This window comes from Streptomyces sp. NPDC045955, assembly GCF_056430805.1.
Map to the genome: position 1 here is coordinate 316,440 of NZ_JBWKKY010000007.1, position 20,635 is coordinate 337,074.

The following is a 20,635-nucleotide window of genomic DNA, read 5'->3' on the forward strand; positions in this document are numbered from 1 at the left end:
GCTCTCAGGAGCCCTCTGCCGAGGTCATGCCCTGGATCCGGCCGAGGATCGTCACCTTCTGGCCGCCGCTGCCCTTCGGCGGGTCCAGGGCCACCTCGTTGGAGACGAACTCCATCAACAGGGACTGCTTGACCTCGCCCTTCGTCAGCGCGAGTACGTCCTTGTTGGGGATGGGGAACGTCGTGCCCGCGTAGGCCGTCTGCTTCTCGTAGTGCCGTGTCGTGAAGAACACGAGTGCGCCGCCGTCCGCCGTGCGCAGGGCGAGGGGCTGGTAGTCGCCGTTGGTCAGCGGCTCGTCGACGTACTGGGTGACCAGGCCCGGCTTCTTGGCGTTCTTCGCACGCAGGGCGCGCCACTGGCTGGTGTGCGAGCCGTCGGCGAAGGCGCCCCCGCCGTTCTTGAGGTAGGCCGTGTAGTCCCGGCTCAGGTCGCCGGGGGTGGCCGCCAGGCCGGTCGAGTTCACGGGGACGGACTCGGCCCAGCCGTCCGCGTCCTTCTTGAACTGCGGGACCTTGCCCGGTGCGACCAGGGTGAGATACGCGACCTGGAAGGGGTCGTCCAGGCTGCTGCGGGTGAACACGAGCAGCCAGCGGGCGGCGCCGCCCTTGTTGCCGGCCGCGTCGACGAGGAACCAGCGGGGCCAGCCGGCCTTCTTGGGGATCGTGTACTTCGCGTCCGTCAGCTTCAGGGGCGTGTGGTTCGGGTTGCCGTCCGGGTTGTTCGTCTTGCCGGCCTTCAGGCGTGCCGAGTCGATGTCGGCCAGGGCGCCGGTGGTGTGGTCGGCGTCCAGGGAGGCGTCGTACGCCTCGTCGGCCTCGTTGTACGCGGTCGTGAACTCCTGGAGGGCCTGGGCGGCTTCGGCGCGGGTGGTGGACGGGAGGATCTCCCGTTCGCCGTGCACCACGACGCATCCGCTCGCCGTCAACGACAAAGCGGTCACCGCGGCTGCTATGAGGGCGCTCCGGGCGGACCTGCGGAGCGTTCGAGGGTCGCGATCCCTGCTCATCGGGTTCCTTCACCTTCCCCTTTCCGGAGGCGAACCCTACCGGGTGCCTCCGGCGGTTGGGTGGGGGGTGCCTGCGGCGGCCTGCTCGGGTGGGGTGGGGGTGCGCGTAGCGCCTGACGCCGGGTGGTGGGTCGGGGACGTGTCGGGGGGTGTCCGTCCTCGGAACGGCGCGATGGGATCGGATACCGACTGACCGGCGTTGACGCGCCAACCGCTGCGGGCGGACACCCCCCGACACGTCCCCTTCCGTGCGTACGCGAGTGCGGGTGCGTCTCGGCTCAGCTGCGGGCAGTCGTGCCGCTGCGGACCCACCCCGCCTCAGCGGCGTCAGACCTTGTCGCGCACCGGTGTTGGTGTCGTCCGGCCGCGTCCGAAGTCCGTCGGGGCCAGGAACAGGGCCAGGGTCGGGATCAGGTACAGCAGCCACACCGTGACCTGGAGGACGGTCGGGTCGGGCTGGAAGTTGAAGATGCCCTTCAGGAGGGTGCCGTACCAGCTGGACGGATCGACGGTGTCGCTGATGTCGAACGCCAGGTTCTTCTCGCCCGGCAGGAAGCGGGCCTCCTGCAAGTCGTGGAAGCCGTACGCCAGTACGCCCGCCGCGACGACGACGAGCATGCCGCCGGTCCAGGTGAAGAACCGGGCGAGGTTGATGCGCAGGGCACCCCGGTAGAACAGCCAGCCCAGGAGGACCGCCGTCAACAGGCCCAGGGCGACGCCGAGAAGGGGGCGCGGGCTGCCGTCGCTGGCCGCGTGGACGGACGCCCAGACGAACAGGGCCGTTTCCAGGCCCTCCCGCCCCACGGCCAGGAACGCCGTGGCGACCAGCGCGCCCGTCCCCATGGCGAGGGCCGCGTCCAGCTTGCCGTGCAGTTCGGACTTCAGGTGCCGGGCGGTGCGCCGCATCCAGAACACCATCCACGTCACCAGAGCGACCGCGAGGATCGACAGGGACCCGCCGAGGGCCTCCTGCGCCTCGAACGTCAGCTCCTGCGAACCGAATTCGAGCGCGCAGCCGAAGCCGAACGCGAGGGCGACCGCGATGCCGATGCCGATCCAGATCGGGCGCAGCGCGTCCCTGCGGTCCGTCTTGACCAGGTAGGCGATGAGGATGCAGACGACGAGGCTCGCCTCCAGGCCCTCGCGCAGACCGATCAGGTAGTTGGAGAACAACGGGCTCAGGCCTCCTTGGAGAACAGCGTCCGGCCCCACCAGTCGTCCTTGTCACGGACGCCCGGCGGGATGGCGAAGAGCGCCGAACCCACGTGCTGGATGTACTCGTTGAGCGCGTCCGTGGCCAGGTTGCGCTGGATCGGGATGAAACCCTTGCGGACGTCCCGCTGGTAGGCCAGGAAGAACAGGCCCGCGTCCAGGCGGCCCAGTCCGTCCGTGCCGTCCGTGAAGGAGTAGCCGCGGCGCAGGATCGTCGCCCCGTGGTTGGCGGAGGGATGCGCGAGCCGGACGTGCGCGTCGGGCTTCATGGCCTTCAGGAACGGCTCGTCGCGCTCCTTCGCCTTGCCGACCGGGGCGCCTTCGCCCTTGTCCCGGCCGAAGATGTCCTCCTGCTCCTGGAGCGAGGTGCGGTCCCAGGTCTCGATGTGCATGCGGATGCGGCGGGCGACGAGGTAGGAGCCGTTCGTCATCCAGGACGGGCCGTCCTGCTCGGCCACCCACACGAACTTCTTCAACCGGTCCGTCTCCGTGCCCGCGATGTTGCGGGTGCCGTCCTTGAAGCCCATCAGGTTGCGCGGTGTCTGTGCCTCGGGTGTCGTCGACGACGTCTTGCCGAAGCCGAGCTGCGACCACCGGATGACGACCTTGCCGAAGCCGATGCGGGCCAGGTTGCGGATGGCGTGCACGGCGACCTGCGGGTCGTCCGCGCAGGCCTGGACGCACAGGTCGCCCCCGCTGCGGTTCTTGTCCAGGTTGTCGCCCGCGAACTTCGGCAGGTCCACCAGGGCGGCCGGCCGTTGTTCCGCCAGGCCGAACTTCTCGAACAGGCTCGGCCCGAAACCGATGGTGAGGGTCAGGCGGGAGGGCTTGAGGTCCAGGGCCTCGCCGGTGTCGTCCGGGGGAGCTTCGGGGAGGCCGCCGAAGCCGCCCTCGCCCACCGGGTGCCCGGCCGTCATGCGGCGGGCGGCTTCCGTCCAGTCCTTCAGCAACTGGACGAACTCCGCCCGGTCGTCGGTCTTCACGTCGAACGCGGCGAAGTGCAGCCGGTCCTGGACCGGGGTGGCGATGCCGGCCTGGTGCGCGCCGTGGAAGGGGATCGCGGTTCCGGTGTCCGGCGCGAGGTCGTCGTCGGTGCGGGCCATCGCCACCGCTCCGCCCGCCGCGGCGGCGCCGAGGGCCAGGCCCGCCCCGCCCCAGCCGAGCAGGGCGCGCCGGGAGGGGGAGTGGGAGGGCGTGTCGTTGTCCGTCATGCGGGGCGACCCCTCTACTTCGCGACTGCGGCAGCGAGCTTCGACAGGGGCTCCGCCAGGGCGTTGACCGCGTCGGAGAGCTCCTTGCGGTCGGCCTTGCCGACCTTGTCGTACGAGGTGAAGTCGTACGACGCCGTGTCCGGGCGGTACTTGTCGAGCAGCGTGTTCAGGGTGGCGAACTGCTTGTCCAGTTCCGTGGTGAGGGCCTTGTCGTTCTCCTGCGCGACCGGCTTCAGCAGCTCGTACGACTTCTGCGCGCCCTCGACGTTGGCCTTGAAGTCGACCAGGTCGGTGTGCGAGTAGCGCTCCTCCTCGCCGGTGACCTTGCCGGTGGCGACCTCGTCGAGGAGTTCCTTGGCGCCGTTGGCCATCGAGGTCGGGGTGATCTCGGCCTTGCCGACCCGCTCCTGCCAGTCCTTCAGGTCGGTGATGAGCCGGTCGGCGAGCTCCTTCTCCCGGTCGCCGATCTTCTTGTCCTGCCAGAGGGCCTTCTCCAGGCGGTGCCAGCCGGTCCAGTCCTTGGCGGGGTCCTGGCCGTCCTCCAGGCCGTCCTCGCGGACGTCGACCTTCGGGTCGATGTCGCCGAAGGACTCGGCGACCGGCTCGGTGCGCTCCCAGCCGATGCGGGACGGGGCGTAGGCCTTCTTCGCGGCTTCCAGGTCGCCGTCCTTGACGGCCCGGGCGAAGGTCTCGGCCTTGGGCAGGGTCTCGTCGGCCTGCTCTTGCGCGTAGGCGCGGTAGGCCGCCACGGCCTCGTCCAGGCGCGGGTCGCGCTTGACCGTCTTGCCGCCGGTGGCCTTGACGGCCTGTCGGATGCCCTTGCCCTTCATGCCGGGCTTGCAGGCGATCTGGTAGTCGCCGGCTTTGACCTCGGCGGTGACCCGCTGCTTGGTGCCGGGGCCTATGTTCTCCCGCTCGGTGACCACACGGTCGTCGGGGAAGAGCACGTAGACCTCGGTGACCTTGGAACCCTTGTTCTCCACGGCCAGTTCGACGTGCCCGGCGGGGAACTCCTTCTTCGACACCTCGCACTTGTCGTCCGTGGCCGTCACGTGGACCACATGGTCGCCGTCCTTGGCGTTGCTCTTCTCCGTGCAGCCGGTGACAGCGGTAAGAGCCGCCGCTGCGGCGATCACGACGGATACAGGGCTGGCGGGTCGCATGAAAGCTCCAGGGGACGGGGAAGGTGAGGCTCACCTAAGCTAGATAAGAATTACTTAAGTGGCTCAAAATCGCCCCCATGAAGTGGTCAAGGAGAGGTCAAAAGTCGCGCTTCGGGAGGATCGGGGGTGGGTAGCGGCCGCTCCGGCGGACCTGCCCTGCGAAGCGGCCCGCGCCGTCGCCAGGCCCTTCCGGGCGGTCCGGCAGACGACCTGGCCGCCCGGGCGATGTTTGAATGCCCCCGTGACTGACTACGACGTGCTCCGCGTCTTCTGTGGGCCGGACGGTGGATACGGCAATGAACTCGGTGTCGTACGCGAGGGCTCGGTGCTGCCCGGGCAGAGCGAGCGGCAGGCGTTCGCCGCGAAGCTCGCGTTCAGCGAGACCGTGTTCGTCGACGACCCCGAGCGCGGGGTGATCGACATCTACACGCCCACCCTGCGCCTGCCTTTCGCCGGGCACCCGTGTGTCGGGACGGCCTGGCTGCTGGACGTGCCCGAACTGGTCACACCCGCCGGGGTGGTCGGTGCCCGGCAGGACGGGGAGTTCTGCTGGATCGAGGCGCGGGCGGAGTGGGTGCCGCAGCGCACCCTGCGGCAGTACGGCAGCGCCGCCGAGGTCGACGACCTGGCCGTGCCGCCGCCGGGGGAGTGGGTGTACGCCTGGGCGTGGCAGGACGAGCCCGCCGGACGGGTGCGGGCCCGGGCCTTCCCCGGACGCGGCGACGGGATCGACGAGGACGAGGCGACCGGGGCGGCGGCCCTGCTGCTCACCGACCGGCTCGGCCGCGCCCTCAACATCACCCAGGGCGCGGGCTCCCAGATCCTCACCGCACCCCAGCCGGGCGGCTGGACCGAGGTCGGCGGCCGGGTGCATCTCGAACGCTGACCGGGGCGGTGCCCGCGAGGGGGACCGGCCCGGTCACGGCAGGGTGAGGATCTCCGCGCCCGACTCCGTCACCACCAGCGTGTGCTCGAACTGGGCTGTCCGCTTCCGGTCCTTCGTCACGACCGTCCAGCCGTCGTCCCACATGTCGTACTCGTGCGTCCCGAGCGTCAGCATCGGCTCGATCGTGAACGTCATCCCCGGCTGGATGACCGTCGTCGCGTGCGGGCTGTCGTAGTGCGGGATGATCAGGCCCGAGTGGAACGACGAGTTGATGCCGTGGCCGGTGAAGTCCCGGACCACCCCGTAGCCGAAGCGCTTGGCGTACGACTCGATGACCCGGCCGATGACGTTGATCTGCCGGCCCGGCTTGACCGCCTTGATCGCCCGGTTGAGGGACTCCCGGGTGCGCTCCACCAGCAGCCGCGACTCCTCGTCGACGTCACCGACCAGGTAGGTGGCGTTGTTGTCGCCGTGCACGCCGCCGATGTACGCCGTCACGTCCAGGTTGACGATGTCGCCGTCGCGCAGGACGGTGGAGTCCGGGATGCCGTGGCAGATGACCTCGTTGACGCTGGTGCACAGCGACTTCGGAAAGCCCCGGTAGCCCAGCGTCGAGGGGTAGGCGCCGTGGTCGCACATGTACTCGTGCGCCACCCTGTCCAGTTCGTCGGTGGTCACCCCGGGGGCGATCAGCTTCGCGGCCTCCGCCATCGCCCGGGCGGCGATCCGGCCGGCGAGCCGCATCGCCTCGATCGTCTCGGGCGTCTGCACCTCCGGTCCGGTGTACGGCGTCGGCGCGGGCTTGCCGACGTACTCGGGGCGACGGATGTTTCCGGGCACGGGACGGGTGGGGGACAGCTCCCCCGGTACGAGCAGCGACTGGCCAGACATGCCAGCGAGTCTAACCAGCGGCCATGGGGGAACATGACGGTGGCGAGAGGAGCTGGTCATGGCCCTGTTCAAGAAGCGGACGGTCGGCAAACCGGGTGAGTGGTACTACTGCCTGGAACACAAGAAGGTCGAGGAGGGGCCGGAGTGCCCCAACAAGGACCGGTTCGGGCCGTACGCCTCGCGCACCGAAGCCGAACACGCGATGGAGACCGCCCGCGCACGTAACCTGCAGTGGGAGAACGACCCCAAGTGGCACGACGCCCCGGCGGGCGGCCGCGACGACGAGTAGGCGCATCCCGGCGGCTGCGCGCTCGCCCAGCCGCACCGACGGACCAACCGGCCCCACCGCCCCTACCAGCGCGCCGGCGGTGGGGCCGTCAGGTGTTCCGCCAGTCTCGCCACCCTGTCCCGGAAGCGGCGCCGGCCACGCGGTGTCGGCAGGGCGTTCTCCCCGGCCGCCGCGCTGACCAGGTGCTGCACGGTGTCCAGGTCCAGCTCCGAGCCGTCGGGGACGGCCAGGGCCTCGTGGGCGATCACCGGCAGCTCGCCCTCACCGGGGCCGAGGGACAGCACCGTCGCCCCGGCACGCCGGGCGTCGGACACCCGTTCAAGGAGGGGTGAGGCAGGGCCCTCGGGGGACACCACCAGCAGCGTCTCGCCCCGCCGGGCCGCCTCCAGCCGCCCGAGGCCGACCGCCAGATGCGCCGGATCCGAGGGGCGCGCGTCATGCCGTACCAGCGTCGGGGCCAGCTCCGGCATGCCCGACCACGCCGCCTCGTCCACCAGGTGCGCCGCCAGGTGCCACGGCTCGTACTCCGGCGTGCCGACGAGCAGCAGCCCGCCGCCGTGCGACACCACCGACCCCCGCAGCGCACCGGCGAACCGCCGCGTGGCGCCCAGCCACTCCGTCCCGGCGAGCACTTCCCGCAACAGCGCGACCCGTACGGCATCCATACGACCGCATCCTGCCCCGACCGGTCAGTCGTGACGCGGAATTCACCACGCATTCGCCCGGCGCGGGCAGAGGGACCGGTCATCCGTACCATCGTCGAACGCCCGGAGGAATCCGCCGATGACCGAGACCGGTGTCCGCTTCCGTGCCGGCCGGGAGGGGTACGCCGGCTTCCGCATCCGCTGTACGAGACCGGCGACTTCGGCGCCCACGAGACCCTCGCCTTCCGCCGGGTGCCCGTGACGGAGCTGATCTGAGCCGATGACCGCGGCGGACGTAGAGTCGGGGCCATGACCTCTACCGACAGTGCTGCCACCGACAACGCCCAGAAGGCCCCCGCCAAGGACCCCTGGGACCTGCCCGACGTCTCCGGACTCGTCGTCGGGGTGCTCGGCGGGACCGGGCCGCAGGGCAAGGGCCTCGCCTACCGGCTCGCCAAGGCCGGGCAGAAGGTGATCATCGGGTCGCGGGCGGCCGACCGTGCCCAGGCCGCCGCGGAGGAACTCGGCCACGGCGTCGAGGGCGCCGACAACGCCGAGACCGCGCGCCGCAGCGACATCGTGATCGTCGCCGTGCCGTGGGACGGTCACGGCAAGACCCTCGAATCCCTGCGCGAGGAGCTGTCCGGCAAGCTCGTCGTCGACTGCGTCAACCCGCTCGGCTTCGACAAGAAGGGCGCCTACGCGCTCAAGCCCGAGGAGGGCAGCGCCGCCGAGCAGGCCGCCGCCCTGCTGCCGGATTCCCGGGTCACGGCCGCCTTCCACCACCTGTCGGCCGTGCTGCTGCAGGACCCGGACATCGACGAGATCGACACCGACGTGATGGTGCTCGGCGAGGTCCGCGCCGACGTCGAGATCGTGCAGGCCCTCGCCGGGCGCATCCCCGGAATGCGCGGCATCTTCGCCGGGCGGCTGCGCAACGCCCACCAGGTGGAGTCGCTGGTGGCGAACCTGATCTCCGTGAACCGCCGGTACAAGGCGCACGCGGGGCTCCGCGTCACGGACGTCTGACGGCATGGGGGACACTGGACGGCACCAGCAGTGCCCGCAGTGTCCCCCGACAGGAGCCGACCGACATGCCCCTCTTGCTCCCGCCCGACCCGGCCCGGCGACTCGCCCTCTACGCCCTGATCGTCTGCGTCCTCGCCGTGGCCGCGGCCGTCGTCTCCTTCACGCGGGGCAGCTGGCTGGGGATCGTCTGGGTACTGCTGGCGGGCCTGTCGTCCAACATGTGCTGGTACTACGTGAAGCGCGGCAAGCAGGAGAAGTCCGTCACGGGCTGACGCCTCAGGGAGCGGCCGAGCAGAACTCGTTCGAGCCCTGCCAGAAGCGGTACAGCTCCTGCCCGCAGTACGTCTCGAAGTCGCTGATCCCGAGCGCCTTCAGCAGCGTGTCGACCACGTCGAAGAACACGCCGTTGACCGCGGGCAGCCACAGCAGCGCGAACACGAACAACAGACCGAACGGCGCGAACGGCTCCACCTGACGCCGGATGCCGTACGACAGCCAGGGCTCGATGACGCCGTAGCCGTCCAGGCCCGGCACCGGCAGGGAGTTCAGCAGCGCGGCCGTCACCTGGAGCAGCGCGAGGAAGGCCAGAGCGAACCGGAAGTCGGCCGGCACGCCGTCCAGCGCGTCCAGCCAGAACGGGGCCGTGCACACGACCGCGAACAGCACGTTCGTCAGCGGACCGGCAGCCGAGATCAGACTGTGCTTCCAGCGGCCCTGGATCCGCCCCCGCTCGATGAACACGGCCCCGCCGGGCAGCCCGATCCCGCCCATGATCACGAAGATCACCGGGAGGACGATGCTGAGCAGCGCGTGCGTGTACTTCAGCGGGTTCAGCGTGAGGTAGCCCTTCGCGCCGACCGAGATGTCGCCGCTGTGCAGGGCGGTGCGCGCGTGCGCGTACTCGTGCAGACAGAGCGAGACGATCCAGGCCGCCGTCACGAAGAGGAACACGGCGACCCCGGGCTGCTCCGCGAATCCCGTCCAGGTCGCCCACCCCGTGACCGCCGTCACGGCCAGAATCCCGACGAAGACGGGACTGATCCGCCGCTCACTGTGGCGGCTGGTGGCGGTGGTCATGGGACTCCCTGCACTCTCGGACACGCGATGGGACGCCCGACGGTACCGGGCGCAGGGGGAAAACGTCTCGCGCGGGGCGGTCGGTTCCAGGGAGGGTGGGGGCATGGGGCTGTGGCACGTGTTCTACGCGGACTGGCAGATGGAGTGCTGCGGTACGCCGTTCGCGGTGGGGGACGAGGTGAGCTGGCCGCTGATGCTCGTGGACCCGGACGGCGTGCTGGGCGGCGGCTGGCACGACCAGCTCACCGAGCTGGCCGGGCCGGTCGAGGACGTGGGAGGCGTCCGGGTCGTACGGGAGGAGACGGGCCTCATGGTGGCCCTGGCCGCGGACCCCGACTCCGAGGAGGACCGGCGGCCGAACCCGGGGGACCGGAGCAGGCCGGTGGGTCTGCTGTCCGTCGAGCGGCACGGGGCGGTGTGGCCGCACGCCGAGGGGCGGGTGCGGGCGGTGCAGGTGCTGACCCAGGTCTACGCCGAGAGCGCGCCCCGATCGCGCTCCTGGGAGCCGGTGCACGGGGAGCGCGGGCTGCGGGCGGTGGACCGGTGTCCCAAGTGGTTCACCGAAACCGAGGGGGGGCGGGGTGCCGACGGACGGGGACGGCAGTCGCGTGAACCGGGAGCGGTGGTGACCCTGGACGTGCCGGGCACGGACTCCCGCCTCTCCCACGCCGTCCGCGAGGCCCGGGGCATCCCGCACCGGGACGCGAGGCCCGGCGCGGAGACGGAGGGCCTTTCGCCGGTGGACCTGGCGGCTCTGCTGCAGCGGCTGAGCACGGTGGCCGGCCCACGGGGGCGCCGGGGGCGGTCCGGTGGGAGGGGCGTTCGGCATGCCTGACCGCTGTCCGTGCGGCTGCCGCAGCAGTCGGACCGACGGGACGCGTGACGGGCCGATGCCCGGCCCCCTACGCCCGGGTGCCCGCGGCCCGTTCGGGGTGGACCCAGAGCGGGGCCTGCCGATGTCCCGCGGGGATCGTGACAGGCTGAGGCTCTCTGCCCGGCGTCCTCCGGCCGTTGCTTCCCGGGTCTGGCCCCGGCCGGGTGGCCGGGCGCGTGGGGCCTGGGCGCCGGGGCGGTGGCGGCTGTTGGCCGGCGTGCCGCCGATGGCTGGGGTCGGCCCGAAGCGGACGGTCCCGGCCCGCCGCGCCGAAAGACCGTCGTGACCCGCCCTCGTGACCACCGGAGACAATGGATCCCGTGCGCTATCGCATTCTCGGTACCACGCAGGCGCTCCGCACCGACGGCACGGTCGTCCCGGTGGGCGGGGCGCGGCTGCGTGCGCTGCTGACCGTGCTGGCCCTGCGGGCCGGCCGTACCGTGCCCGTGGGGCTGCTGGTCGATGAGGTGTGGGGCGCTGATCCGCCCGCCGACGCCCCGGGGGCGCTCCAGGCACTGGTCGGGCGGCTGCGGCGGGCGCTCGGGGCGGACGCGGTCGCCTCCGACGAGGGCGGGTACCGGCTCACGGCCGCGCCCGACGACGTCGACCTGCACCGGTTCGAGCGGCTGGCCGGTGAGGGACTGCGGGCCTTGGCGGACGGCGACCCCGCCAAGGCGGTCATGGTCCTGGACGACGCCCTCGCCCTGTGGCGCGGCCCGGCCCTGGCCGACCTGCCCGACCGCGCCGCCGAGGCGGCCCGCCGGGACACCCGCCGCCTGGACGTGCTGCGCGCCCGCCACAGCGCCGCCCTCGCCCTCGGCCAGGCCGAGCAGTCCCTGCCCGAGCTGACCGCCCTGTGCGACAGCCACCCCCTGGACGAGCCCCTCCAGACCCTGCGCCTGCGCGCCCTGCGCGACGCCGGCCGCACGGCGGAGGCGCTGGACGCGTACGAGGACGTGCGGCGGCTGCTCGCCGACCGGCTCGGGGTGGATCCGGCACCGGAACTTCGGGCCCTGCACGCGGAGTTGCTGAAGCTGGGCGACGACAGCACCGCGCCCGGGCCCGCCGCGGACGCCCCGGCCGTGGGCAACCTGCGCGCCCGCCTCACCTCCTTCATCGGCCGCGAGAGCGACATCGAGACCATCCGGGACGACCTCACCGCCGCCCGCCTCGTCACGCTGCTCGGACCGGGTGGGGCGGGCAAGACCCGGCTGTCCCAGGAGGCCGCCGAGGCCGTACGGCACGCCATGCCGGGCGGGGTCTGGCTGGCCGAACTCGCCCCGGTCGACGACCCCGCCGCCGTACCCGAGGCCGTGCTCACCGCCGTCGGCGCCCGCGAGACCGTGCTGTACGGCGCCGGCGCCGAAGGCATCCGGGCCGCCGTCGCCGACCGGCTCGACGATCCCGTCGAGCGGCTCGCCGAACACTGCTCCCGGCCCCGCACGCTGCTGATCCTCGACAACTGCGAGCACGTCGTAGACGCCGCCGCCCGGCTCACCGGGGAACTGCTGGAGCGCTGCCCCGGCCTGACCGTCCTCGCCACCAGCCGCGAACCCCTCGGTGTGCCGGGCGAGTTGGTGCGGCCCGTGGAGCCGCTGCCCGAGCCGGTCGCGCTGCGGCTGCTCGCCGACCGGGGCGCGGCGGCCCGGCCCGGCTTCCGGATCGAGGACGACCCCCAGGCGTGCGCGGAGATCTGCCGGCGCCTCGACGGGCTGCCGCTGGCCATCGAACTGGCCGCCGCCCGGCTGCGGATGCTGACGCCACGCCAGATCGCCGACCGGCTCGACGACCGCTTCCGTCTCCTCACCTCCGGCAGCCGCACCGTCCTGCCCCGCCAGCAGACCCTCAGAGCCGTCGTCGACTGGTCCTGGGACCTGCTCGACGAGGACGAACGGGACGTCCTGCGGCGGCTGTCGGTGTTCGCGGGCGGCTGCGACCTGCCCGCCGCCGAGGCGGTGTGCGGTCCGGTCGCCCTGGAGGCGCTCGGCTCGCTCGTCGACCGCTCCCTGGTCGTCGCCGCACCGCCCGGCGATCCGGCCGACGGCGAGATGCGCTACCGGCTGCTGGAGACCGTGGCCGAGTACGCAGCCGAGCGGCTGGACGAGTCCGGGCAGCGCGCCGAAGCCGAGCGCGCCCACCTGACGTACTTCCGCGAACTCGCCCGGACCACCGACCCGTTGCTGCGCGGCCCGGACCAGCTCGCCGCGATCCGCCGGCTGGAGCGCGAGTACGAGAACCTGCGCACCGCCCTGCGGCACGCCGTCGCCCTGCGCGACGAGCAGGAGGCGCTGTGCCTGACGCTGTCCCTCGTCTTGTACTGGCAGATGCGCGACCTGCGCATCGATGCCCGCAACTGGTGCCGCGAGGTCATGGGCCTCGGCCCCGACCCCTTCACCGAGCCCGTCCGCCGCGCGGCCCCGGTGTGGCAGCGCTGTACCGACACCCCGCCCCCGATGACCGGCGAGGTCCTGTGGGAGGCCCGGCGCGGTGTCCATCTGGCCCATCTCGCCTGTATGGACACCGAACTGGACGCCTGGCAGAACCCACGCTCCCAGCAGAAGCTGCGGACCATCTCCCTGACCTACGAGCCCGGCCTGCCGCAGAACTGCCGGCTCCCCGGCCTGCTCTGGTTCTTCGCCGTGATGCTGACCGGCGACATGGAGCGGCTGCGCGTCATCATCGACGCGTCCGTCCGCACCTGCCGGGAGACCCCCGGCTTCGACTGGGAGCTGGCCTCCGGCCTCCGGATGCGGGCCAACTTCCTCGCCAACCGCACCGACTGGGCGGGCGACGCCGCCCGCGACGCGGACGAGTCACTGGAGATCTACCAGCGCCTCGGTGACGCCTGGGGCACCGCCGAGGCCCTCTCGGCGCGCGCCGAGGTCCATGAACGCAAGGGCGCCTACGCCCTGGCCGCCGCCGACTACGAGGCGGCCATCGCATACGCGGAACGCGTCGGCGCCCGCGCCCAGGCGGCCGTCCTCGCCGCCCGGCTGGGCAGCGCGCTGCTGGAGGCGGGCGAGGGCGAGCGTGGCGAGCGGCTGCTGCGCGAGGTGATCGCCCAGGGCGAGGACACGCACAGCGAGGCCATGCCCGCCGCCCGCCTCTTCCTGGCCGGCCGGCTCGGCATGACGGGCCGCGTCCCCGAGGCGCGCGAGCAACTGCGGCGCCTGCGCCAGGACTTCCGTATCGCCCACTTCATCATCTTCGACGCGTACATCCTCGGCACGGAGGCGTGGCTGGACGCCATGGAGGGACGGTACGAGGAGTGCCTGGACCGGATCCGCAAGGCGCTGGAGCGGGCCGCCGACCCGCTGTCCGAGGCCATCGCACCCCATATGCGCTCGGGCTACCTGATCATCGGCGCCTCGGCCCTGGCAGCCCTCGACGGCGGGCGGCGCGCCGTGGACGCGGCCCGCTGCCTGGGCGCCTTCGACGCCCTGCTGCCGTCCGGCCACATCGCCCAGCGGCAGGAGCGTGAGACCCGCGAGCGGACGGAGCGGCAGGTCCGTGCGCTGCTCGGCGACGAGGCGTACGAGAGCGCGTACGCGCAGGGCGGCGGCCTCTCCCTGGAGGAGGCCACCGCCCTGCTCTGACGCGGATCAGGGCGCGCGTCCGGTCAGTTCTTCGTGCGGAACTTGTGGATCGCGACCGGCGCCATCACCGCGGTGATCGCCGCCGACCAGCCGAGCGTCACCCACAGGTCGTGCGCGATGGGCCCGCCCACCATCAGACCGCGTGCGGCGTCCGCCAGCGTCGACAGCGGGTTGTAGTCGGTGAAGGCCTGCAGCCAGCCCGGCATCGACGTGGTCGGCGCGAAGATCGACGAGCCGAACTGGAGCGGGAACAGCACCAGGAAGCCCATCGCCTGCACGGACTGCGCGTTCTTCAGGATCACGCCCAGGGTGAGGAACACCCACATGATCGACGAGGCGAACGCCGTGGACAGGGCCACGGTCGCGAACAGCCCCGGCCAGTTGCCGATCTCGAACCCGACCGCGACGGCCACGATCATCAGCACGGCGGTCGCGAACAGCATCCGCAGCAGCTCCACCGAGATCTTCGCGAACAGCACCGAACCCCGCCCGATCGGCAGGGACCGGAAGCGGTCCATGACACCGGAGTTGAAGTCCTGGCTGAAGCCGGTGCCGACGCCCTGGGACAGCGTCATGCTCATCATCGCGATCATGCCGGGGATCACGTACTGCACATAGCGGTCCTGTCCGCCGCCCAGCGCCTGCCCGATCGAGCCGCCGAAGACGAACACGAACAGCAGGGTGAAGATGACCGGCATCAGCAGGGCGTCTGCCATCGACTCCGGATCCTTGCGGATCCACAGCAGGTTGCGGCGGATCAGGGCCCCGGTGTGGCGCAGGTGGCCGCGCAGCGAGATACGGGCGTCCGCCTCGGCGTCGTGGATGGTGACGGCGCTCATACGGCGGCCTCCTGAAGGTCTTCGGCGGGCATGGCGTCCTGCGGGGCACTGGCGCGGTGGCCGGTGAGGGACAGGAACACCTCGTCCAGGCTGGGCAGTTCGGTGGTGAGGGAGGACAGGGTGATGCCGCGGGCGGTGACCGCGCCGACCACGGCGGTCAGCTGCTCGTCGCTGAGGATCGGCACGAGGACGTCGCCCCGTTCGGTGTCCACGGTCGTGGTGGCCAGCCCGGTGATCCCCAGCTCGTCCAGCGCGTCGGCGAGGGGCCGCAGCCGCGCCGGATCGGCCGGGCGGATCCGCAGCGCCCGGCCGCCGACCTTCGCCTTCAACTCCTCGATGGCGCCGCCGGCGATGACCTGGCCGCGGTCGACGACCGTCAGCTCGGAGGCGAGCTGCTCGGCCTCCTCCATGTACTGGGTGGTGAGCAGCACGGTGACGCCGTCGCCGACCATGCGCTTCACCTCGTCCCACACCTCGTTGCGGGTGCGCGGGTCGAGCCCGGTGGTCGGCTCGTCCAGGAAGAGCACGGCCGGCCGGCCGATCATGGAAGCGGCCAGGTCCAGCCGCCGCCGCATGCCCCCGGAGTACGTCGCCGCCGCCCGCTTGGCGGCCTCGGTCAGCGAGAAGCGCTCCAGCAACTCGTCGGCCCGGCCGCGGGCGTCCTTGCGGGACAGGTCGAGCAGCCGCCCGATCATGTACAGGTTCTCCCAGCCGGAGAGCTTCTCGTCCACGGAGGCGTACTGCCCCGTGAGCCCGATCACCCGCCGCAGCTGCCGGGGCTGCCGTACGACGTCGTATCCGGCGACGGTGGCCCGGCCCGAGTCGGGAGCGAGCAGGGTGGACAGGATCCGTACCAGGGTCGTCTTCCCGGCCCCGTTCGGCCCGAGGACACCCATGACGGTGCCCTCCCGCACATCCAGGTCGACCCCGTCCAGTGCCTTGGTCTCGCCGTAGTGCTTCACCAGCCCCCGCACGGTCACAGCGGCGCCGCCGGTGTTCTTGTCGATTCGCGTCATGCCCCTGACGATGTCAGCCCCCACCGACAAACCACCGACAGACCGCCGACAGGCGCCCCGGAGCCACCGGCAGAACGCGGCAGCCCGCCGACGGGGGAAGATCGGCGGGCTGCCTGTAGTACCGCAGTGGCTCTAGTGGACGGAGTGCTCCTCCTGCGGGAACGTTCCGCCGACGACCTCCTCGGCGAACGCCTTCACCGCGTTCCCCATGACCTCACGCAGGTTCGCGTACTGCTTCACGAACTTCGGCATCCGCCCGCCGGTCAGGCCCAGCATGTCGGTCCACACCAGGACCTGCGCGTCGGTCTCCGGGCCGGCCCCGATCCCGACGGTCGGGATGTGCAGCACCCGCGTCACCTCGGCCGCCAGCTCCGCCGGAACCAGCTCCAGCACCACGGCGAACGCGCCCGCGTCCTGCACGGCCTTGGCGTCCCGCAGCAGCTGCTGAGCCGCCTCCTCGCCCCGCCCCTGCACGCGGTAGCCCATCGCGTTGACGGACTGCGGGGTCAGGCCGATGTGCGCCATGACCGGGATGCCGGACTCGACGAGCAGCCGGATCTGCTCGTGCGATCGCTCGCCCCCCTCCAGCTTCACGGCCTGCACGCCGGCCTCCTTCACCAGCCGGGTCGCCGAGCGCAGCGCCTGCACCGGGCCTTCCTGGTAGGAGCCGAAGGGCAGGTCGCCGACGATCAGGGCGCGCGAGGTGCCCCGTACGACCGCCGCCGACAGCATGGTCATCTCGTCGAGGGTGACGGGCACGGTCGTCTCGTACCCGAGGTGGCAGTTGCCCGCCGAGTCGCCGACGAGCATGACCGGGATGCCGGCCTCGTCGAAGACGGACGCGGTCATGGCGTCGTAGGCGGTGAGCATGGGCCACTTCTCGCCGCGCTCCTTGGCGACGGCGATGTCCCGCACGGTGATGCGGCGGGTGCCCTTGCCTCCGTACAGCGTCTTGCCGCCGTCGGAGGACTTCGTCTGAGCAGTCTGGGCAGCCGGAAGCTGCGTCATTGCACGGCTCCTAACACGTCATCTCGAGGCGCCCTGACGGCGTCCCCGGACCACGTCCATGGTGGCACCTCGTGCCGGCAAGGGCCAGGCCGTGTCCGCAAAGTCCCGTCGTCCGCCCGCGGGGCAGGCAGGACTTTGCGGACACGGCCTGGGGGAGCCCCTGTGAGTTCCGCCCCCGCGCCCTGAAGCACAGGGCGCGTAAGAGCTCGGTAAAAGTATTCCAATACGAGACGGTCTCGTATCGAAATGGTCCTACGCTCGCCGGCATGACTACTCCTGCCGACCGTGCCGCCCCCACCGGCCCCCGCATACCGGAAGCGGTGCACCGGCGTCGCTGGGCGATCCTCGGCGTGCTGATGCTCAGCCTGCTGATCGTCGTCCTCGACAACTCGATCCTGAACGTCGCCATCAAGACGATCTCCACCCCCGCCCCGACCGGTCTCGGGGCCACGCAGAGCGAGCTGGAGTGGGCGATCAACGCCTACACCCTCGTCTTCGCGGGCCTGCTGTTCAGCGCCGGTCTGCTCGGCGACCGGCTGGGCCGCAAGAAGGTGCTGCTCGGTGGTCTGGCCGTGTTCGGGATGGGCTCCGCGCTGGCCGCCTTCTCCGGCTCGCCCGGGGAGCTGATCGCCTTCCGTGCCGTGATGGGCCTGGGCGCCGCGTTCGTCATGCCGGCCACCCTCGCCGTCCTCATGCATGTCTTCGAGCGCGAGGAGCAGCCGAAGGCCATCGGCATCTGGGCGGGCGGCGTCGGTCTCGCCATCGCCATCGGCCCGATCACCGGCGGCGTGCTCCTCGACCACTTCTGGTGGGGCTCGGTCTTCCTCGTCAACGTGCCGATCGTGCTGCTCGCGCTCGCGCTGATGCTCTGGCTGGTGCCCGACTCCCGGGACCCGAACCCCGGCCGCCTCGACCCCGTCGGCGTCGTCCTGTCCGTCGTCGGCCTGGTGCTGCTCGTCTACGGCATCATCAAGGGCGGCCAGCTCGCCGACTTCACCGACGCCACCGTGCTGTCGACGCTCGGCGCGGGGCTCGCGGTCCTCGTCGCCTTCGTGGTCTTCGAGAAGCGCAGCGACCACCCGTCCATCGACGTCACGTACTTCAAGAACAAGGTCTTCTCGGCAGCCATCGCCGCCATCGCGCTGGTCTTCTTCGCGCTGATGGGCGTGACCTTCTTCTCGGTCTTCTACACCCAGAGCGTGCGCGGCTACTCGCCGCTGCAGACCGGTCTGCTGATGCTGCCGCTGGCCGCCGCCCAGATGATCTTCGCGCCGCGCGCCCGGCTGCTGGTCGACCGCTTCGGCAACAGGGCCACCACGACCGCCGGACTGCTGGTCATCGCCGCGATGCTGGCCGCCTTCGCCACGCTGGACGCCGACACCCCCATCTGGATCCTGGAAGTGATCTTCTTCCTGATGGGCACCGGCATGGCGCACATCATGACGCCGGTCAGCGTCGTCATCATGCAGGCCCTGCCCCGCGAGAAGGCCGGCTCGGCCTCCGCCCTCAGCAACACCTTCCGGCAGGTCGGCGGCGCCCTCGGCATCGCCGTCCTCGGCTCGGTGCTGTCCACGGCGTACCGCACGGGCATCGAGGACAAGCTCGACCGGCTGCCGCCGGCCGCCCGGCACACCGCGGGGGAGTCCATCGAGGCCACCCTCGGCGTCGCCGCGAAGCTCGGCCCGCAGGGCAAGGCCCTGGTCGCCCCGGCCTACGACGCGTTCCTGCACGCGATGCACGTCACCGCCCTGTGGGGAGCCGGCGTCGCACTGATCGGCGCGGCCGTCGTGGCGCTGTTCCTGCCCGGCAGGCCGCCGGCGCCCCAGGAGGGGGACGAGGAGAAGGAGTTGTCGGACGCGGTCGTAGAACTGCGCGAGAATTCATCCCCGACCCGCTCAGGAGAGGACGAAGCGACGTGAGCCTCGCCGCAAGGCAACCCCGGCACGACGGCCCTGCGAGGGGCCGCCCCAGAAGCGAGGCCGCCGAGCGCGCCATCATCGAGGGCCTGATGAGGCTCCTGGAGGAGGGCGTGCCCCTCGCGGAGCTGTCCATCGAGCGCGTCGCCCGGACCGCCGGCGTCGGCAAGGCCACCATCTACCGGCGCTGGAGCGGCAAGGAGGAACTCTTCGTCGACGTCCTGCGCGCGGTCGAGCCCCCCGAGCCACCCCTCCCCGGCACCTCCATGCGCGACGACCTCGTGGCCCTGCTGGAACAGGCGCGCCGGCGCGGCCTGGCCAACCGCTCCTCGGCGATCCTGACCAATGTGCACGCCCAGATGAAGAGCAGCCCCAAGATCTGGGCGGCGTACGAGGCCACGGTCCTCGCACCGCGCCGCCGGCTCGGCCTGGAGATCCTGCGCCGGGGGCAGGAGAACGGCGAACTGCGCACGGACGTCGACCTCGAACTGCTGAGCGACATGTTCATCGCGCCCGTGCTCGTACGCTCCGTCCTGCGCCCGGACGCCGATCTCCCCGACGACCTCGCCGCCCAGGTCGTCGACACACTCCTCGAAGGCCTACGCCCCGTCAGTTCCCCACCGCACGGCTCCTAGTGTGCGCGTTTCGTCACAGACGGCGCTTACTCAGGGCCCGGTCGGAACTCGTCGCGCGGGCTTGAACGTCATCGCCCCCGTACGGCCGTCGAGGGACGGCGGGAACGGAACGGATCATCCCCTAGGGTCGTAGACACGGGGGCGATGGTGTGCACGGCAGGCAGTGAGGCAACGGTATGGCGCAGCAGGCGTACATGACGGAGACGGACAACGGCGGCTCGGGGCCCGAGCCCCGGGGAGACCGGCTCCGGCGCCTGTACGACCGACTGCTCGGCGGCCGGCTCGGCGACCGGCTCCACGACCGGCGCATCTGGCGGCGCGGCGTCGTCCTGGCCGTGTGCGCCGTGCTCCTGGCCGTGGTCATGATGCTGCACTCGCGCATCCCGAACGTGATCGGCAACCTGGGCAGCCTCATCGAGACGTTCCTGCCCTGGCTCGGTCTCCTCATCCCGGTGCTGCTCCTGCTCGCCGTGGTTCGCAAGTCCGCGACCGCGCTGATCGCGGTGCTGCTGCCGGCACTGGTCTGGCTGAACCTCTTCGGCGGCCAGCTCACCGACAAGACCGCCTCCGGCGGCGGCCTCACCGTGGCCACGCACAACGTCAACGCGGAGAACCCCGACCCGGTCGGCACCGCCCGTGAGGTGGCCGCCTCCGGCGCGGACGTGCTGGCGCTGGAGGAACTGACGGAGTCCGCGGTCCCCACGTACGAGAAGGCGCTGGACTCGACGTACCCGTACCACTCGGTGCAGGGCACGGTCGGGGTGTGGAGCAAGTACCCGCTGACCGGCGTGCGGGCCGTCGACATCGACCTGGGCTGGACGCGGGCGATGCGCGCCACCGTGACCGCCCCGGCCGGGCAGGTCGCGGTCTACGTCGCCCACCTGCCCTCGGTGCGCGTGAAGATGGAGGCCGGGTTCACGGCCCGGCAGCGCGACCGGAGCGCCGACTTCCTGGGCGAGGCCATCGCGCACGAACCGCTGAAGAACGTCGTCCTGCTCGGCGATCTGAACGGCACCATGAACGACCGCGCGCTCAACGCCGTCACCTCCCAGATGCGTTCCACGCAGGGCGCCGCCGGCAACGGCTTCGGGTTCAGCTGGCCGGCGTCGTTCCCGATGGCGCGCATCGACCAGATCATGGTCCGGGGCCTGAAGCCGGAGAGCTCATGGACCCTCCCGGAGACGGCCAGTGACCATCTGCCCATCGCGGCCCGTGTGAGTGTCACCACAGGCGGCTGAGGAAAACCGCAGCTCAGGGCCTGTTCGGCGGGAGTCGGCAAACGGGGCTTCACCTCTCGGCGACCTCGCGGAATAGTGGGCCTGCGAGACTTTGTTCCGTACTTG

General features: G+C 71.6%; 19 protein-coding genes. 9 read left to right on the forward strand and 10 right to left on the reverse strand.

Annotated elements, in window-relative coordinates:
- Window positions 1–4: 4 nt before the first annotated feature.
- The 4 genes from AC07F0_RS17365 to efeO form a co-directional block, all read right to left on the reverse strand.
- Window positions 5–1,006 carry an SCO2278 family lipoprotein gene (locus tag AC07F0_RS17365; protein WP_478979734.1) on the reverse strand — a complete coding sequence of 334 codons (1,002 nt, stop codon included), beginning with the start codon at window positions 1,004–1,006 and terminating at the stop codon, window positions 5–7.
- Between the two features lie 327 nt (window positions 1,007–1,333).
- Entirely contained in the window at window positions 1,334–2,179 is an 846-nt protein-coding gene (gene efeU / locus AC07F0_RS17370) for an iron uptake transporter permease EfeU (RefSeq protein ID WP_478979736.1), read from the reverse strand.
- 5 nt (window positions 2,180–2,184) lie between these two features.
- Window positions 2,185–3,429 carry an iron uptake transporter deferrochelatase/peroxidase subunit gene (gene efeB / locus AC07F0_RS17375; RefSeq protein WP_478979738.1) on the reverse strand — a complete coding sequence of 415 codons (1,245 nt, stop codon included), beginning with the start codon at window positions 3,427–3,429 and terminating at the stop codon, window positions 2,185–2,187.
- 14 nt (window positions 3,430–3,443) lie between these two features.
- Window positions 3,444–4,592, reverse strand: a complete 1,149-nt coding sequence (gene efeO, locus AC07F0_RS17380; RefSeq protein ID WP_478979740.1) for an iron uptake system protein EfeO — start codon at window positions 4,590–4,592, stop codon at window positions 3,444–3,446.
- 241 nt (window positions 4,593–4,833) lie between these two features.
- Between efeO and AC07F0_RS17385 the strand changes: the two genes are divergently transcribed.
- Window positions 4,834–5,478, forward strand: a complete 645-nt coding sequence (locus AC07F0_RS17385; protein WP_478979741.1) for a PhzF family phenazine biosynthesis protein — start codon at window positions 4,834–4,836, stop codon at window positions 5,476–5,478.
- 33 nt (window positions 5,479–5,511) lie between these two features.
- Here AC07F0_RS17385 and map read toward each other — a convergent pair whose 3' ends face one another.
- On the reverse strand, window positions 5,512–6,369 hold the full coding sequence (gene map, locus AC07F0_RS17390) for a type I methionyl aminopeptidase (protein WP_307174811.1): 858 nt from the start codon (window positions 6,367–6,369) through the stop codon (window positions 5,512–5,514).
- A gap of 58 nt (window positions 6,370–6,427) precedes the next feature.
- Here map and AC07F0_RS17395 point away from each other — a divergent pair, with 58 nt between their 5' ends.
- Window positions 6,428–6,658 (forward strand): hypothetical protein, encoded by a 231-nt coding sequence (locus AC07F0_RS17395; protein ID WP_355856951.1) that lies wholly within the window; start codon window positions 6,428–6,430, stop codon window positions 6,656–6,658.
- Window positions 6,659–6,720: 62 nt separating this feature from the next.
- On the opposite strand, the gene AC07F0_RS17400 is transcribed toward AC07F0_RS17395, so the two are convergent.
- Window positions 6,721–7,323, reverse strand: a complete 603-nt coding sequence (locus tag AC07F0_RS17400) for a hypothetical protein (protein ID WP_478979743.1) — start codon at window positions 7,321–7,323, stop codon at window positions 6,721–6,723.
- A gap of 288 nt (window positions 7,324–7,611) precedes the next feature.
- Between AC07F0_RS17400 and npdG the strand changes: the two genes are divergently transcribed.
- Window positions 7,612–8,331, forward strand: coding sequence for an NADPH-dependent F420 reductase (gene npdG, locus AC07F0_RS17405; protein WP_478979745.1), 720 nt, complete (start codon window positions 7,612–7,614; stop codon window positions 8,329–8,331).
- Between the two features lie 65 nt (window positions 8,332–8,396).
- Window positions 8,397–8,603: a hypothetical protein gene (locus AC07F0_RS17410; protein ID WP_478979747.1), complete on the forward strand. Its 207-nt coding sequence runs from the start codon at window positions 8,397–8,399 to the stop codon at window positions 8,601–8,603.
- 4 nt (window positions 8,604–8,607) lie between these two features.
- Here the strand turns inward: AC07F0_RS17410 and AC07F0_RS17415 are convergent, their stop codons facing one another.
- Window positions 8,608–9,408: a site-2 protease family protein gene (locus AC07F0_RS17415; RefSeq protein ID WP_478979749.1), complete on the reverse strand. Its 801-nt coding sequence runs from the start codon at window positions 9,406–9,408 to the stop codon at window positions 8,608–8,610.
- Between the two features lie 103 nt (window positions 9,409–9,511).
- Here AC07F0_RS17415 and AC07F0_RS17420 point away from each other — a divergent pair, with 103 nt between their 5' ends.
- Window positions 9,512–10,243: a DUF6578 domain-containing protein gene (locus tag AC07F0_RS17420; RefSeq protein WP_478979751.1), complete on the forward strand. Its 732-nt coding sequence runs from the start codon at window positions 9,512–9,514 to the stop codon at window positions 10,241–10,243.
- Between the two features lie 350 nt (window positions 10,244–10,593).
- Window positions 10,594–13,878 carry an AfsR/SARP family transcriptional regulator gene (locus AC07F0_RS17425; RefSeq protein WP_478979753.1) on the forward strand — a complete coding sequence of 1,095 codons (3,285 nt, stop codon included), beginning with the start codon at window positions 10,594–10,596 and terminating at the stop codon, window positions 13,876–13,878.
- Window positions 13,879–13,901: 23 nt separating this feature from the next.
- On the opposite strand, the gene AC07F0_RS17430 is transcribed toward AC07F0_RS17425, so the two are convergent.
- The 3 genes from AC07F0_RS17430 to panB all read right to left on the reverse strand — a co-directional run bounded on the left by AC07F0_RS17430 (window position 13,902) and on the right by panB (window position 16,741).
- The gene (locus tag AC07F0_RS17430) at window positions 13,902–14,717 is read right to left on the reverse strand and encodes an ABC transporter permease (RefSeq protein WP_478979755.1); all 816 of its coding nucleotides are present in this window, start codon (window positions 14,715–14,717) and stop codon (window positions 13,902–13,904) included.
- Window positions 14,714–15,733, reverse strand: coding sequence for an ATP-binding cassette domain-containing protein (locus tag AC07F0_RS17435; RefSeq protein WP_478979757.1), 1,020 nt, complete (start codon window positions 15,731–15,733; stop codon window positions 14,714–14,716). The genes AC07F0_RS17430 and AC07F0_RS17435 overlap by 4 nt, the downstream gene beginning before the upstream one ends.
- 132 nt (window positions 15,734–15,865) lie before the next feature.
- Window positions 15,866–16,741 (reverse strand): 3-methyl-2-oxobutanoate hydroxymethyltransferase, encoded by an 876-nt coding sequence (panB, locus tag AC07F0_RS17440; protein WP_478979759.1) that lies wholly within the window; start codon window positions 16,739–16,741, stop codon window positions 15,866–15,868.
- A gap of 266 nt (window positions 16,742–17,007) precedes the next feature.
- Between panB and AC07F0_RS17445 the strand changes: the two genes are divergently transcribed.
- The 3 genes from AC07F0_RS17445 (at window position 17,008) to AC07F0_RS17455 (ending at window position 20,530) form a co-directional block, all read left to right on the forward strand.
- Window positions 17,008–18,660 carry an MFS transporter gene (locus AC07F0_RS17445; protein WP_478979760.1) on the forward strand — a complete coding sequence of 551 codons (1,653 nt, stop codon included), beginning with the start codon at window positions 17,008–17,010 and terminating at the stop codon, window positions 18,658–18,660.
- Window positions 18,657–19,292: a TetR/AcrR family transcriptional regulator gene (locus AC07F0_RS17450; protein ID WP_478979762.1), complete on the forward strand. Its 636-nt coding sequence runs from the start codon at window positions 18,657–18,659 to the stop codon at window positions 19,290–19,292. Before AC07F0_RS17445 ends, AC07F0_RS17450 begins: the two co-directional genes overlap by 4 nt.
- Window positions 19,293–19,468: 176 nt before the next feature.
- Window positions 19,469–20,530 carry an endonuclease/exonuclease/phosphatase family protein gene (locus AC07F0_RS17455; protein WP_478979764.1) on the forward strand — a complete coding sequence of 354 codons (1,062 nt, stop codon included), beginning with the start codon at window positions 19,469–19,471 and terminating at the stop codon, window positions 20,528–20,530.
- Window positions 20,531–20,635: the final 105 nt, after the last annotated feature.

Bases quoted from the DNA above. Each gene is read 5' to 3' on its own strand.
- AC07F0_RS17365 (WP_478979734.1), bottom strand. From the start codon at position 1,006: ATGAGCAGGGATCGCGACCCTCGAACGCTCCGCAGGTCCGCCCGGAGC.
- efeB (WP_478979738.1), bottom strand. From the start codon at position 3,429: ATGACGGACAACGACACGCCCTCCCACTCCCCCTCCCGGCGCGCCCTG.
- efeO (WP_478979740.1), bottom strand. From the start codon at position 4,592: ATGCGACCCGCCAGCCCTGTATCCGTCGTGATCGCCGCAGCGGCGGCT.
- map (WP_307174811.1), bottom strand. From the start codon at position 6,369: ATGTCTGGCCAGTCGCTGCTCGTACCGGGGGAGCTGTCCCCCACCCGT.
- AC07F0_RS17395 (WP_355856951.1), top strand. From the start codon at position 6,428: ATGGCCCTGTTCAAGAAGCGGACGGTCGGCAAACCGGGTGAGTGGTAC.
- AC07F0_RS17400 (WP_478979743.1), bottom strand. From the start codon at position 7,323: ATGGATGCCGTACGGGTCGCGCTGTTGCGGGAAGTGCTCGCCGGGACG.
- npdG (WP_478979745.1), top strand. From the start codon at position 7,612: ATGACCTCTACCGACAGTGCTGCCACCGACAACGCCCAGAAGGCCCCC.
- AC07F0_RS17410 (WP_478979747.1), top strand. From the start codon at position 8,397: ATGCCCCTCTTGCTCCCGCCCGACCCGGCCCGGCGACTCGCCCTCTAC.
- AC07F0_RS17415 (WP_478979749.1), bottom strand. From the start codon at position 9,408: ATGACCACCGCCACCAGCCGCCACAGTGAGCGGCGGATCAGTCCCGTC.
- AC07F0_RS17420 (WP_478979751.1), top strand. From the start codon at position 9,512: ATGGGGCTGTGGCACGTGTTCTACGCGGACTGGCAGATGGAGTGCTGC.
- AC07F0_RS17425 (WP_478979753.1), top strand. From the start codon at position 10,594: ATGGATCCCGTGCGCTATCGCATTCTCGGTACCACGCAGGCGCTCCGC.
- AC07F0_RS17430 (WP_478979755.1), bottom strand. From the start codon at position 14,717: ATGAGCGCCGTCACCATCCACGACGCCGAGGCGGACGCCCGTATCTCG.
- AC07F0_RS17435 (WP_478979757.1), bottom strand. From the start codon at position 15,733: ATGACGCGAATCGACAAGAACACCGGCGGCGCCGCTGTGACCGTGCGG.
- panB (WP_478979759.1), bottom strand. From the start codon at position 16,741: ATGACGCAGCTTCCGGCTGCCCAGACTGCTCAGACGAAGTCCTCCGAC.
- AC07F0_RS17445 (WP_478979760.1), top strand. From the start codon at position 17,008: ATGACTACTCCTGCCGACCGTGCCGCCCCCACCGGCCCCCGCATACCG.
- AC07F0_RS17455 (WP_478979764.1), top strand. From the start codon at position 19,469: ATGGCGCAGCAGGCGTACATGACGGAGACGGACAACGGCGGCTCGGGG.